This window comes from Mesorhizobium sp. WSM4807 (assembly GCF_055811615.1).
The window spans coordinates 1-12,626 of record NZ_JBVVQY010000002.1; the positions used below are offsets into that span (position 1 = coordinate 1).

Below are 12,626 nucleotides of genomic sequence, written 5' to 3' on the forward strand. Positions count from 1 at the left end.
CCCCCCCCCCCCCCCCGCCCCCCCCCCCCCCCCCCCCCCCCCCCCCCCCCCCCCCCCCCCCCCCCCCCCCCCCCCCCACCGCGGGTATCGATAATTCCCAAGAGGAAAAGCAATGGCTGGAAAACAGCTCGTAGCAGTGACAGGAGCGAGTTCTGGTATCGGCGAGGCGGTCGCCAAGGTGTTTTCGCGCGCCGGCCACCCTGTTCTGATGATGGCCCGCCGTCTGGAGCGTATGGAGGCGCTGAACCTGCCCGACAGCATGGCCCGGCAGGTCGATGTCCGGGACCGCGCCGCAATCGCAGCCGCCGTGAAAGAGGCGGAAGCCGAATACGGACCGGTCGACATGCTCTTTGCCAACGCCGGCATCGCGCGGCTTGCCGACATAGGCCGCCAGCCGCCCGAGGAATGGGACGAGATGATCGACATCAACACGAAAGGCGTGCTGAATTCGGTCCACGCCGTGATGTCGGGCATGATGGAGCGCCGTCATGGGACCTTGTTCATGATGAGTTCGATCGCTGGCCGGAAGGTCTATCCGGATCATACCGTTTACTGCGGGACGAAATTCTTCGTTCACGCCGTCTCGGAATCGCTGCGCGACTATCTTTCCGACTATGACGTCCGCGTGGTCGTGCTTTCGCCCGGTGTAATCGAAACCGAAGTTCTGAGCGGCGTCCTCGATCCGCAGACGCTCGCCAACTACAAGGCCAACAAGCTCAAGATCGGCGGCGGCATCGGCCCGGAGCACGTCGCTGACCTCATGCTGCACACCTATCAGATGCCGCAGAACGCGCTCGTGCAGGAAATCGTCATCACGCCGACCAGGCAGAAATACTGACGACCCGAATCCGGGCGTCCGGAAAGAGATAGAGAATGGCCACCGTAGAATATAAGAGCATCGCCAAGAGTTTCGGGCATGTCGAGGTGATGAAGGACATCTCCTTCGGCATTGCTGACCGCGAGTTCGTCGTGCTTCTTGGGCCGTCTGGCTGCGGCAAGACCACGCTCCTGCGCATGACAGCCGGGCTTGAGAGCGTGACCAACGGTGACCTGTTGATCGGCGACAGGCGGGTCAATGATGTTCACCCGCGCGATCGCGACATCGCGATGGTGTTCCAGAACTACGCGCTCTATCCGACAATGAAGGTGTTCGACAACATCGGCTTCAGTCTGGAAGTGGCGAAAGTGCCAAAGGCCGAGATCAGGAAGAAGGTCGAATGGGCGGCGGAAATCCTGAATCTCACGCCCTACCTCGGGCGCTATCCCAAGGAACTGTCGGGCGGCCAGCGCCAGCGCGTTGCCATGGGCCGCGCCATGGTGCGGAATGCCGCCGTTTTCCTCTTCGACGAGCCGCTCTCCAACCTCGACGCCAAGCTGCGCACGCATATGCGCGTGGAAATCCGCCAACTCCACAATCGTCTCGGCACGACCACGATCTACGTCACCCATGACCAGATCGAGGCGATGACGATGGCCGACAAGATCGTGCTGATGCACGCCGGCAGGATCATGCAGATCGGCACGCCCGACGAGGTCTACGAGCGCCCGAACTCGAAATATGTCGCTGATTTCATCGGCTCGCCGTCGATGAACTTCATCGCCGGCGCTGTCGAGACGGCGGGCGGCAGTCCTCGCTTCGTCGCCGAAGGCGTGTCCATCGGCCTCTCGCCGCAGATCAAGGCGAAGCCAGGCCAAAAGGTCATCATGGGCGTCCGGCCGCACGATCTCGGCATTTCGGATGCGGGTGAGATCAAAGGCGAGGTCGTGCTGTCCGAAACGACCGGCGCGGACGTCCAGATTCATTTGCGTGTGGCGGGATACGACGCCGTCGCCGTGGTGCCGCGTGACGAGCGCCGCAACGCCGGCGCCGCGATCAACCTTTCGGTACTGCCGGGCAAGGTGCACCTCTTCGATGCGGCCACGGAACTGCGTGTCGCCTGAGCAGATTCGCGGTGCCGCGCCCGGCCATCGCGCTGGCGACTGAGTAACTGCACGCGTGAGCAGCCGTTGCAGGGTGGCTGCACTCTTTGCCTAAGGAGATGGTGCAGCCGCCGCGTCTTCCACGTCGAGAGAATCTTTGCTTCCGGGTTCCGGGCGATGGTCCAGAGGAGAGTATTCGCCGCTGCATCCGGTTGCGATATCTTTAGCGCGGGCCGCGCGGCCACGACCTATGGCCTTCCTATGTCAGCGGCCCCGCCATCTTGGTTTGATTGCGGGGAACGCCCGGATGTTCGCCCGTCATCTCATCCAAGGGGGGCGCTGGGTCGTCGGCAAATAGATGCCTCACACGTCAGTAATTGACGTTAGAACATTTCAATGTATGCTGTAACGCTGAGACATCATGTCTCAAAGCTGAGCCGAAGGGTCGCCGGTGATAACTGCACCACAATTGCGCGCCGCCAGGGCACTGCTCGGTATCGACCAGCGCAGGCTTGCCGAATTGTCCGGCCTTTCGGTCCCGACGATTCAGCGCATGGAAGCCAGCGAGGCGATGATCCGGGGCAATGTCGATTCGTTGATGAAATTGATTGCAGCACTTGAGGCTGCCGGCATCGAGTTGATCGGGGAAGGCGCGACCAGCCAGGCTGGCGGACGGGGCGTGCGGCTGAAGGCGGGGCTCAATCCAGCCAGGATTTCAGGCGCCGACGAAGCCGAAGCCGAGGTCGGCGGGGGCCTGCCGTGACGTCGATCGTTGCCCTTCTTTTGTGGGGTGTCGCCGCGTTTTTGGGAACCGCCGTACTGGCTGTCGCCGTCAGTCGGCGCGGCTCGGCGACGCATCTGGTCTATGGCGCAATCCTCGGCATCTCGGCCGTCATGTTCGCGATCGCCGCAGCGGGGCTAACAGGCGATCCTGCCGGCGTATCCACTGTTACGCTGCCGCTCGGACTGCCGTGGATCGGCGCTCATTTCCGTCTCGACGCGCTGTCGGCATTTTTTCTGGTTGTCGTCAATCTGGGCGGCGCGGTAGCTAGCCTCTATGGGCTTGGCCACGGCCATCACGAACCTGCGCCGCACCGGGTGCTGCCGTTTTTCCCGGCCTTTCTTGCCGGCATGAATCTTGTCGTGCTGGCCGACGACGCCTTTACCTTCCTGCTGTCCTGGGAGTTCATGTCGCTCGCCTCGTGGGCGCTCGTCATGGCGCACCATCGCGAACAGGACAATACACGGGCAGGCTACATCTATCTGGTGATGGCGAGCTTCGGCACATTGGCGCTGCTGCTCGCTTTCGGCCTGTTGGCTGGACCGGACGGAACCTACACATTCGACGCGATGCGAGCCGCCGGGCCAAGCCGGTTCGTCGCTGCCGCCACCCTGGTTCTCATGCTACTCGGCGCCGGCTCAAAGGCCGGCCTTGTCCCGCTCCACGTCTGGCTGCCGCTTGCTCATCCGGCGGCGCCCAGCCATGTCTCGGCCCTGATGAGCGGCGTCATGACGAAAGTCGCCGTCTATGGCTTCATACGCGTCATTTTCGACCTGCTCGGTGAGCCGGCATGGTGGTCTGGCGTCGTCGTGCTTTTCCTCGGCGGCCTGACGGCGGTGCTCGGCATCCTCTACGCCTTGATGGAAAAGGATCTCAAGCGGCTCCTTGCCTACAGCACCATCGAAAACATCGGCGTCATCTTCGTTAGCCTTGGCCTTGCGCTCGCCTTCAAGGCCAATGCGATGCCGTCGGCCGCGGCACTGGCGCTCACCGCAGCACTGTTTCACGTTCTCAACCATTCCTTTTTCAAGAGCCTGCTGTTTTTCGGCGCGGGCGCCGTGCTCACTGTGACCGGCGAGCGCAACATGGAGAAGCTTGGCGGTCTTATCCATCGCATGCCGCTGACCAGTTTTGTCTTTCTCGTCGGCTGCGTTTCGATCTCAGCACTTCCGCCCTTCAACGGCTTCGTCTCCGAATGGCTGGCCTTCCAGGCCATCCTGCAGAGCCCCGATCTGCCGCAATGGGGCCTGAAGGTCATGGTGCCCGCTGTCGGTGGCCTGCTGGCATTGTCGGCGGCGCTGGCCGCCGCCTGTTTCGTAAAGGCGTTCGGCATCACATTTCTCGGCCGGCCACGCTCCGCGGCGGTGGAGCAGGCGGAGGAGGTCGACCGCTACTCACTGGCGGCGATGTTCGTTCTCGCGGCCCTTTGTCTGCTTGCCGGTATTCTGCCGGGCCTGATCATAGACGGTCTGTCACCGGTGACGCTTTCGCTGATCGGCAGCCGCATGCCGGTGCAGATGGCGCAGCCCTGGCTGTCGATCGTGCCGATCGCCGAGAGCCGCAGCTCCTACAACGGCCTGCTGGTGTTTGTGTTCATTGCAATCTCCGCATCGCTTGCGGCGTTCGTCATTCACCGCTTCGCCTCGCATGCGCTGCGTCGCGGCCCCGCATGGGGTTGCGGCTTTCCCGACGTCACGCCGGCCGCGCAATATACGGCCGTCAGTTTCGCGCAGCCCATTCGCCGCGTCTTCGGCACATTCGCATTCCGTGCCCGGGAAAAGGTGGAAATACCGCCGCCGGGCGCCACCGCCCCGGCGCGCCTCACCGTGGAAATCCACGATGTGATCTGGGAGACTTTTTACCAGCCGATCGCTGGCGCTGTCGGCTATGCGACCGAGAAGCTGAACCATCTGCAGTTCCTGACCATCCGGCGCTATCTGACCCTGGTCTTCCTCTACCTCGTCACCTTGCTTCTGGTGCTCGCGCTATGGCCCTGATCCTTGAACTGGCCGTCCAGGGCGCGCAGATGGTGCTGGTGCTTTTGCTGGCACCGCTGCTGACCGGCTTCGTGCGCAAGGTGAAGGCGAGACTGCAGCGCCGCCGGGGACCTTCGCTGTTCCAGCCCTACCGCGATCTCCTGCGGCTGATGCGCAAGGAGGTCGTCCTGGCGGACAACGCATCCTGGCTGTTTCGCGTCATACCCTACCTGATCTTTGCCGCCACCTGGGTCGCCGCCGCGCTCATCCCGACATTCGCAACCGGCCTCACCTTCAGTTGGACCGCCGATCTCATCGCCATTGTCGCGCTGCTTGGCAGCGCGCGGTTTTTCCTGGCGTTGGCGGGCATGGATGTCGGCACGAGCTTTGGCGGCATCGGCGCAAGCCGCGAGGTGATGATCGCTTCATTGGCCGAGCCCGCCATGCTTTTGATCGTGTTCAGCCTGGCACTCGTCGCCGGCGCGACGCAACTCTCCACCGTCGCCGCCGTCATGGCTTCGCCGGATGTCGGCCTGCGGGTCTCGCTCGGCATGTCGCTGATCGCTCTCGTCATGGTGGCGCTCGCCGAAAACGCCCGTATACCGGTCGACAATCCGGCGACGCATCTTGAGCTCACCATGGTTCACGAAGCGATGGTGCTGGAATACTCCGGCCGCCATCTGGCGATGATCGAGTTCGCCGCCTTCCTCAAGCTGCTGCTTTATGTCTCGCTGATTTCCTGCGTCTTCATTCCCTGGGGGCTGGTGACAGCTCGAGCCGGACCAGGGGCTTATGCTCTGGGCGTCGCTGTCTACATCGGCAAACTTGCCGCCTGTGGCATTCTGCTTGCCGTGTTCGAGACCGCCATCGCCAAGATGCGCGTTTTCCGCGTCCCGGATTTCCTCGGCGCTGCCCTCATGCTGGCACTGCTTGGCACGCTCTTGCTGTTCGTCTCACGGAGCCTTTGATGAACGGTCTCACCTTTGACATCGCTCATCTGCTCGCCGGCGGCCTGGTGCTGGTCAGTTTCATGATGCTGTACCAGGATCGCCTGTTTGCGCTGATCAACGTCTTTGCGCTTCATGCGGTCGTCCTAGCTCTGTCCGTGGCCTGGCAGGCCTATATCCAAGACGCTCATCACCTTTATGTCACCGCGGCGATCGCCCTCATCTTCAAGGCGATCGTCATTCCCGTCGGGCTTCATCGCATCATTCAGCGGCTCGGCATCCATCGCGACATCGAGACCGCCGTCGGCATCGGTCCGACCATGCTTGCCGGCATCGGTCTGGTGGCTCTGTCGATGGTGCTGATGCTGCGGGTCACGCCCGAAGCCGACCCGCTCGCCCGCGAAGACCTGGCCTTCGCGCTGTCGATAATATTGCTGGGGCTGCTGGTGATGGTCACCCGCCGCAACGCCGTCAGCCAGGTTGTCGGCTTCATGTCGCTCGAGAACGGCCTGGTGCTGGCCGCCACCGGCGCCAAGGGCATGCCGCTGGTCGTCGAGATCAGCGTCGCCTTCTCGATCCTGATCGCCTTCATCGTCATCGGTGTCTTCCTGTTCCGCATCCGCGAGCGGTTCGACTCGGTGGATGTCGGCGCGCTCGACGACTACAGGGGAGAACGCCGTTGACCGCTCCCTTCGACGCGGTGGCCGCCATCCTACTGATACCCGTCGGCGCGGCCGCACTTCTGGCGGCGCTGCCGAATTACCGGATGTCGGCAGGCCTGAATGTCGCCGCGAGCTTCCTGACCTTGCTCGCCGCGCTGTCGCTGTTCGTCACCGATCGGCCGCAGCCAGGCCAATACCTGCTCGTCGACGATCTCAACATCGTTTTCATCGTGCTCAACACATTCGTCGGCTTCACCACCAGCGTGTTCAGCGCGTCCTACATTGCGCACGAACTGGAGACCGGCCGGCTGACCGCGCCGAACCTGCGATTCTATCACGCGATGTACCAGATCATGATGTTCGGCATGAACCTCGCCTTCGTGTCGAACAATATCGGTTTGATGTGGGTGGCGGTGGAGCTTGCGACGCTGACCACCGTGCTGATGGTCGGCATCTATCGCACGCATGAAGCGCTGGAGGCCGCCTGGAAATATTTCATCCTGGGAAGCGTCGGCATCGCGCTTGCGCTGTTCGGCACCATCCTCGTCTACATGGCTGCACAACCGGTCGTCGGCGAGGGCACCGACGCCATGGTCTGGACGGTGCTCATCGAACAGGCGGCGCATTTCGACCCGGCTTTGCTTAACGTCGCCTTCGTCTTTCTGCTGCTCGGCTACGGCACCAAGGTCGGCCTCGCGCCCTTGCATGCCTGGCTGCCCGATGCGCATGCCGAAGGCCCGACGCCGATCTCGGCGGTGCTGTCGGGCCTGTTGCTGAACGTCGCGCTCTATGCCGTGCTGCGCTTCAAGCTGTTGCTCGCCGCAAGCCCGGAGGCGATAGCCCCGGGACCATTGATGGTGGCGATGGGGCTCACCTCGCTCATCTTCGCGGCATTCATGCTCTACCGCCGCCGCGACATCAAACGTCTGTTCGCATACTCCTCGATCGAGCACATGGGCATCATCGTGTTCGCGTTCGGCATGGGCGGCCCGCTCGCGAACTTTGCCGGCCTGCTGCACATGGTCATGCACAGCCTGACCAAGTCGGCGATCTTCTTCGCTGTCGGTCACATCGCGCAGGTCAAGGGAACACAAAAGATCGCCGACATCAGAGGGCTGACGGAAACCCATCCCGGGCTTGGCTGGGCGCTGGTCATCGGCGTCGTTGCCATTGCCGGCCTGCCGCCGCTCGGCATCTTCATGAGCGAATTCCTGGTCGTGAGCTCGACATTTGCAAGACAGCCGCTTCTGGCGATCCCCCTGGTGTTCGGGCTTCTCATCGCCTTCGGCGCCCTGCTGCTGCGGCTGACCGGCGTCGCCTTCGGTGAGCCGCGCGGCAGCACGGCGCCCGTCGAGGCATCCTACGTGCCGATGTATTCCCACCTGGCCCTGGTGTTTGGCGCCGGCATCTACCTGCCGGCACCTCTGGTCACGTGGTTCCAGCACGTCGCGGACATCCTGGGATGAAGCGCAAAAGAAAGATGCCCGCGCTGATCGACCTCATCGAGGCCGGCCGTCCTGTCGAACACCACGCCCCCTGGCGCCGCGCCATGGTGGCGCCGACAACCTGGAACCTTGCCGTCGAGCAGCTATCCGAGGGCCGCTGGAGCCTGCTCGGTCTTTGGGGCGAGCCGGAGACCGTCCACATGGCGCTTCTCGACGCGGCCGACATCGGCGTCATCAGCCTGAAATGCCCCGGCGGCCGCTACCCATCGGTCGGCCAGCGGCATCCGCCGGCACTGCGCCTCGAGCGCGCCGCCGCGGATCTGTTCGGGCTGCTGCCGCAAGGGCTTCCTGATACACGCCGCTGGCTCGATCACGGCCAATGGGGCGTCAGTCATCCCTTGGCAGCGGGGGCATCGGCGGCGGAAGCATCAGCAGTGCCGGCTCATGCGCCAGCCATGGCCTCTTACCGCTTCCTTCCCGCGGAAGGCGAAAGCCTGCACCAGATCCCGGTCGGGCCCGTGCATGCCGGCATCATCGAGCCGGGGCATTTTCGCTTCACGGCAAGCGGCGAAATAGTTGTCCGGCTGGAAGAGCGTCTCGGCTACGTGCACAAGGGCATAGAAGGCCTGATGGCAGGTTCGCCTGTCGAGCGCGCGGCCAAACTGGCGGGGAGGACGTCCGGCGACAGCACGGTGGCGTATTCGCTGGCCTTTGCTCGCGCGGTCGAAGCCGCGCTCGGCGTCGAAGTGCCCTTGCGTGCCGTCTGGCTGCGGGCGCTGATGGCGGAACTCGAGCGTCTTGCCAACCATCTCGGCGATATCGGCGCCATCTGCAATGACGCCGCCTTCGTGCTCATGCATGCCCATTGCGGCGTGCTGCGCGAACGGGTTTTGCGCGCCGACGATGCGGCCTTCGGACATCGCCTGATGCGCGACCGCATCGTGCCTGGCGGGGTGGCAAGTGACCTGAGCGAGGCGGGGACGGCCGCGGTCCGGTCTGTGGTCACGGAGATCAGGCAGCGGTTCCCTCATTTGATCGAACTCTACGACAACACGGCGTCGCTGCAGGACAGGACCGTCGCGACCGGCCGGCTCAAGCCGGCCCTTGCCCGGCAATACGCAGCGGCCGGTTATGTCGGCCGCGCCTCCGGCCGAGAGTTCGATGCGCGGCGCAGTCCAGGCTACCCGCCTTATGACGAACTGGCCTTCGACGTCCCTCTCCTTCAGGAGGGCGACGTGAATGCGCGCGTCTGGATCCGCATCCGCGAGGTCGAGCAGAGCTTATCGCTGACCGAGCAGATCCTTCAAAGGCTGCCTGGCGGCCCGATCCGCGTCGATGTCGCCGAGGCGAGCGTTGCCCAGACAGGCGTCACCAAGACAGGCGGGCCGCGTGAAGGCATGGCGCTGGTCGAGGGGTTCCGGGGCGACATTCTGGCCTGGCTGCGCATTGGCGAAGGCGGTATGGTCGAGCGCTGTCACCTGCGTGACCCGTCATGGTTTCAATGGCCGCTGCTTGAAGCGGCCGTTGAGGGCAACATTGTCGCCGACTTTCCGCTCTGCAACAAATCGTTCAACTGTTCCTACTCCGGTCACGATCTCTAAGGCATTCCGCCATGCGCAAGCACCTCTTTGAAGGCCTGACACGGCCCCCACTCACAGAGCGTCCGCCCAAGGCGAGCCAGACGGCGATCGACGAACTCTCGCGCGCGCTAGACGGCGCTGCCCGCAAGCGACTGGGCCGCAGCCTGTCGATCCGGGCGGTCGACGCTGGTTCCTGTAACGGCTGCGAACTCGAAATGCATGCGCTCAACAATGCCTTCTATGACGTCGAACGCTTCGGAATCCGGTTCGTCGCGTCGCCGCGCCATGCCGATGTGCTGCTTGTCACAGGGCCGGTCACCAAAAACATGCGCGAGGCACTGAAACGGACTTATGACGCAACTCCCAATCCCAAATGGGTGGTCGCGCTTGGCGACTGCGGCATGAACGGTGGCTGTTTCGCCGGGAGTTATGCAGTCGTGGGCGGCGTGTCGGAGGTACTGCCTGTCGATCTGCACATTCCGGGCTGCCCGCCATCGCCAATCGAAATTCTAAAGGGATTACTAGCGTTGCTTGAGAGGGTGAACGCAAAGACTGCTGCCCCCTGAGGTTGATATCGAAAAAGCACCGCTATACCGGCGAACGGCCGGCAGCGTGCGCGCTGCCTCAGCCCCTCAGACGCAGATAGTCAGCCAAAGCCACTGCGTTGTTGTGCAGCTCGTCCTGGGCGCCGTAGAGCAGCGTCACCCGGCCGTTGTCGAGCAGGGCGCGCAGCTGGCCGACCGCATCGCTGTTCCTGTCGAGCTCGCCGCGATAGCGCTGCTGGAATTCCATCCAACGCGTCGGCTCGTGGCCGAACCATTTGCGCAATTCATCGCTTGGCGCGAAGTTCTTCAGCCATAGCGTCAGCGCGGCGTCTTCTTTGCGGACGCCGCGCGGCCATACGCGGTCTATGAGCACCCGCTGCCCATCGCCAGGCGAGGGCGGCTCGTAGATGCGCTTGACCTTGATATCGAGTTTCATCGTCAACTCCGGGGTTGACCGCCAAGACGGCTTGCTGGCGGCTCCTTACGCCCACTCGCCCTTACGCATGACCGGTACGCGGCTGCCGTCCTTGCCGACGCCGTCGATGTCGATCTTGTCCGAACCGATCATCCAATCGATATGGATAAAGCTCTTGTTGCCGCCACGGGCCGCGATCTCGTCCTGGCTGAGCGAGGCACCGTCGACGAAGCACTTCGAATAGCACTGGCCGAGCGCGATATGGCAGGCGGCATTCTCGTCGAACAGCGTGTTGAAGAACAGCAGACCGCTCTTCGAGATCGGTGAGGAATGCGGCACCAGCGCGACCTCACCGAGCCGGCGTGAGCCTTCATCGGTATCGAGCACTTTTTTCAGCACATCCTCGCCGCGGCTAGCCTTCGCCTCGACGATGCGGCCGCCTTCAAAACGCACCGCAATGCCGTCGATCAGCGTGCCTTGGTAGGACAGCGGCTTGGTGCTCGTAACATGGCCTTCGACGCGCCCTGCATGCGGCGTGGTGAAAACCTCCTCGGTTGGGATGTTCGGATTGCAGGTAACGCCGTTCCTGGCGGTCGAGGCGCCGCCCATCCATTCATGGCCGTCGGCCAGACCGACGGTCAGATCGGTGCCGGGTCCGGTGAAATGCAGCGCATGGAAATTATGGCCGTTCAGCCATTCGGTGCGGCTGCGCAGAGCCGCATTGTGCGCCTTCCAGTTGCCGATCGGGTCGTCCACATCAACCCGTGAGGCGGCAAAGATGGCGTCGGCGAGCTTCGCCACGGCGACGTCGTCGGTATCGCCCGGAAACACCTGCCTGGCCCAGGCCAGGTCGGGGTAGGCAACGATGTTCCAGTTGATGTCGAAGCCGGTGATCTTCTCCAGCGCCGGCTGATAGGCGATCGAGTTCGCCTTGTTGGCGCGCGCCACTTTCGCCGGATCCTGTGCCGACAGCAGCGACGGATCCTCGCCGCGCACGGCCAGCCGCGCCGCATTGTTGGCGAAGGCCTTCGCCATGCCCTCATAGAGCCAGCCGGCGGCGTGATCGAAGCCGGCATCGGCGCCATAGCGGAAGCGCGCCAGCGTCATCTCGTCGTCGTTGAAGATCGGCGTCACGAGGCCGGCGCCGGCTCTATAGGCATGCTCGACGATCCGTCGCGTCAAAGGCAGTGCTGCGATCGACGATGTCAGCACCAGGTCCTGTCCTGGCTGCAATTGCAACCCGACCTTGATGGCGACTTCCGCCAGCCTGTCGAGCTTCACCGGGTCGATCGTTGCGGAAACGCCGCGCGAATGTGTGGTCATGGTCCTGCCTGCCGTGATGTGGGGGTCTGGTTCTTACATAGACCCGCACTGCTCTCCTTTCCACCGCGATTGCACGCGGGGGGTTCAGTTCGCGGCGGCGAGCGACCCGAAATGCGCCATGGTCGCCGCTATCTCTTCGCGGACCCAGACCTTGAAATCCCTGACCTTACGGCTTTCGGTCTTGGTGGCGGAGGTCACCAGCCAATAGCCGAGCCCGCTCTGGGCGCGGACGCCAAAGGGGGCGACAAGGCGGCCGTCGGCCAGCGCGTCGGCAGCCAGCAATTGCCAGCCGAGCATGACGCCGTGGCCGGCGATCGCCGATTCCAGGCACAGCATCGGGTCGGTGAAGCGCGCGCCTTTGAGGAAGGTGATCGGCTTAACCCCGGCGGCCTCGAACCAGCTTTCCCAACTGATCATCGCCCGTTCGTCGGTGATCGCGCAGGTCAGGGCAAGATCTTCGATCGATTTCAGTTTGTCGGCGATCACCGGGGCGCAGACCGGGAAGACCTCCTGCGCTAGCAGCAATTCCGCCCGCGCACCCGGCCACGTCCCGTCGCCAAGCCGGATGGCGATGTCGATGTCCGAGCGGTCGAGATCGGCAATCCGCACCGAGGCGTCGATGCGCAAAAGCACATTCGGATGCTGGGCGAAGTGACGTGACAGCCTCGGCAGCAGCCACTTCGACGCGAAAGCCGGCGCCACCGAAACCACCAGCGTGCATTCGGAGGCCTCGTCGGCGAGCGCCACGGCTTGGGCGAGCTCGCGGAACCCAGCTCCGAGCCGCGCGGTGAAGACGGTGCCGAATTCGGTCAGCAAGAGGCCACTCGTCGTTCGTTCGAACAGCGCCTGGCCGAGCTGCTCTTCGGTGCGCTTGACCTGCTGGCTGACGGCGCTGGCGGACACGTTGAGTTCCCTCGCCGCAGCCGAAAGCGATCCCAGGCGGGCGACGGTTTCCACGGCGCGCAGGCCGTTGAGGTGGACGCGGTTCAGCATAGCCATACAGTTTTTCTAAACCGGGACGGTTGAAATCTC

12 protein-coding genes are annotated in these 12,626 nt (G+C 63.6%); 9 read left to right on the plus strand and 3 right to left on the minus strand.

Annotated elements, in window-relative coordinates; translation table 11 throughout:
- The first annotated feature begins 112 nt into the window (after positions 1 to 112).
- From AC0L3N_RS02285 to AC0L3N_RS02325, 9 genes are all read left to right on the plus strand, one after another.
- Entirely contained in the window at positions 113 to 838 is a 726-nt protein-coding gene (locus tag AC0L3N_RS02285; RefSeq protein WP_127314342.1) for an SDR family oxidoreductase, read from the plus strand.
- 35 nt (positions 839 to 873) lie between these two features.
- Positions 874 to 1,941, plus strand: a complete 1,068-nt coding sequence (locus AC0L3N_RS02290) for an ABC transporter ATP-binding protein (RefSeq protein ID WP_473545299.1) — start codon at positions 874 to 876, stop codon at positions 1,939 to 1,941.
- 430 nt (positions 1,942 to 2,371) lie between these two features.
- Positions 2,372 to 2,683 carry a helix-turn-helix domain-containing protein gene (locus tag AC0L3N_RS02295; protein WP_123147004.1) on the plus strand — a complete coding sequence of 104 codons (312 nt, stop codon included), beginning with the start codon at positions 2,372 to 2,374 and terminating at the stop codon, positions 2,681 to 2,683.
- Entirely contained in the window at positions 2,680 to 4,698 is a 2,019-nt protein-coding gene (gene hyfB, locus AC0L3N_RS02300) for a hydrogenase 4 subunit B (RefSeq protein WP_473545301.1), read from the plus strand. Before AC0L3N_RS02295 ends, hyfB begins: the two co-directional genes overlap by 4 nt.
- The gene (locus AC0L3N_RS02305; protein WP_473545303.1) at positions 4,689 to 5,645 is read left to right on the plus strand and encodes a respiratory chain complex I subunit 1 family protein; all 957 of its coding nucleotides are present in this window, start codon (positions 4,689 to 4,691) and stop codon (positions 5,643 to 5,645) included. Before hyfB ends, AC0L3N_RS02305 begins: the two co-directional genes overlap by 10 nt.
- Positions 5,645 to 6,307, plus strand: a complete 663-nt coding sequence (locus AC0L3N_RS02310) for a hydrogenase-4 component E (RefSeq protein WP_473545305.1) — start codon at positions 5,645 to 5,647, stop codon at positions 6,305 to 6,307. Before AC0L3N_RS02305 ends, AC0L3N_RS02310 begins: the two co-directional genes overlap by 1 nt.
- On the plus strand, positions 6,304 to 7,752 hold the full coding sequence (locus AC0L3N_RS02315; protein WP_473545307.1) for a hydrogenase 4 subunit F: 1,449 nt from the start codon (positions 6,304 to 6,306) through the stop codon (positions 7,750 to 7,752). The genes AC0L3N_RS02310 and AC0L3N_RS02315 overlap by 4 nt, the downstream gene beginning before the upstream one ends.
- 14 nt (positions 7,753 to 7,766) lie before the next feature.
- Complete coding sequence (locus AC0L3N_RS02320) at positions 7,767 to 9,332, plus strand: hydrogenase large subunit (RefSeq protein WP_473545831.1); 1,566 nt, start codon at positions 7,767 to 7,769, stop codon at positions 9,330 to 9,332.
- Between the two features lie 11 nt (positions 9,333 to 9,343).
- Positions 9,344 to 9,877, plus strand: a complete 534-nt coding sequence (locus AC0L3N_RS02325; protein ID WP_473545309.1) for an NADH-quinone oxidoreductase subunit B family protein — start codon at positions 9,344 to 9,346, stop codon at positions 9,875 to 9,877.
- Between the two features lie 58 nt (positions 9,878 to 9,935).
- Here the strand turns inward: AC0L3N_RS02325 and AC0L3N_RS02330 are convergent, their stop codons facing one another.
- From AC0L3N_RS02330 to AC0L3N_RS02340, 3 genes are all read right to left on the minus strand, one after another.
- Positions 9,936 to 10,292 (minus strand): DUF488 domain-containing protein, encoded by a 357-nt coding sequence (locus AC0L3N_RS02330; RefSeq protein ID WP_473545311.1) that lies wholly within the window; start codon positions 10,290 to 10,292, stop codon positions 9,936 to 9,938.
- Positions 10,293 to 10,337: 45 nt separating this feature from the next.
- Positions 10,338 to 11,594 carry an aminopeptidase gene (locus AC0L3N_RS02335; RefSeq protein ID WP_473545312.1) on the minus strand — a complete coding sequence of 419 codons (1,257 nt, stop codon included), beginning with the start codon at positions 11,592 to 11,594 and terminating at the stop codon, positions 10,338 to 10,340.
- Positions 11,595 to 11,678: 84 nt separating this feature from the next.
- Positions 11,679 to 12,593, minus strand: coding sequence for a LysR substrate-binding domain-containing protein (locus AC0L3N_RS02340; protein WP_473545314.1), 915 nt, complete (start codon positions 12,591 to 12,593; stop codon positions 11,679 to 11,681).
- Between the last annotated feature and the right edge of the window lie 33 nt (positions 12,594 to 12,626).

Bases quoted from the DNA above. Each gene is read 5' to 3' on its own strand.
- AC0L3N_RS02285 (WP_127314342.1), top strand. From the start codon at position 113: ATGGCTGGAAAACAGCTCGTAGCAGTGACAGGAGCGAGTTCTGGTATC.
- AC0L3N_RS02290 (WP_473545299.1), top strand. From the start codon at position 874: ATGGCCACCGTAGAATATAAGAGCATCGCCAAGAGTTTCGGGCATGTC.
- AC0L3N_RS02305 (WP_473545303.1), top strand. From the start codon at position 4,689: ATGGCCCTGATCCTTGAACTGGCCGTCCAGGGCGCGCAGATGGTGCTG.
- AC0L3N_RS02310 (WP_473545305.1), top strand. From the start codon at position 5,645: ATGAACGGTCTCACCTTTGACATCGCTCATCTGCTCGCCGGCGGCCTG.
- AC0L3N_RS02320 (WP_473545831.1), top strand. From the start codon at position 7,767: ATGCCCGCGCTGATCGACCTCATCGAGGCCGGCCGTCCTGTCGAACAC.
- AC0L3N_RS02325 (WP_473545309.1), top strand. From the start codon at position 9,344: ATGCGCAAGCACCTCTTTGAAGGCCTGACACGGCCCCCACTCACAGAG.
- AC0L3N_RS02330 (WP_473545311.1), bottom strand. From the start codon at position 10,292: ATGAAACTCGATATCAAGGTCAAGCGCATCTACGAGCCGCCCTCGCCT.
- AC0L3N_RS02335 (WP_473545312.1), bottom strand. From the start codon at position 11,594: ATGACCACACATTCGCGCGGCGTTTCCGCAACGATCGACCCGGTGAAG.
- AC0L3N_RS02340 (WP_473545314.1), bottom strand. From the start codon at position 12,593: ATGGCTATGCTGAACCGCGTCCACCTCAACGGCCTGCGCGCCGTGGAA.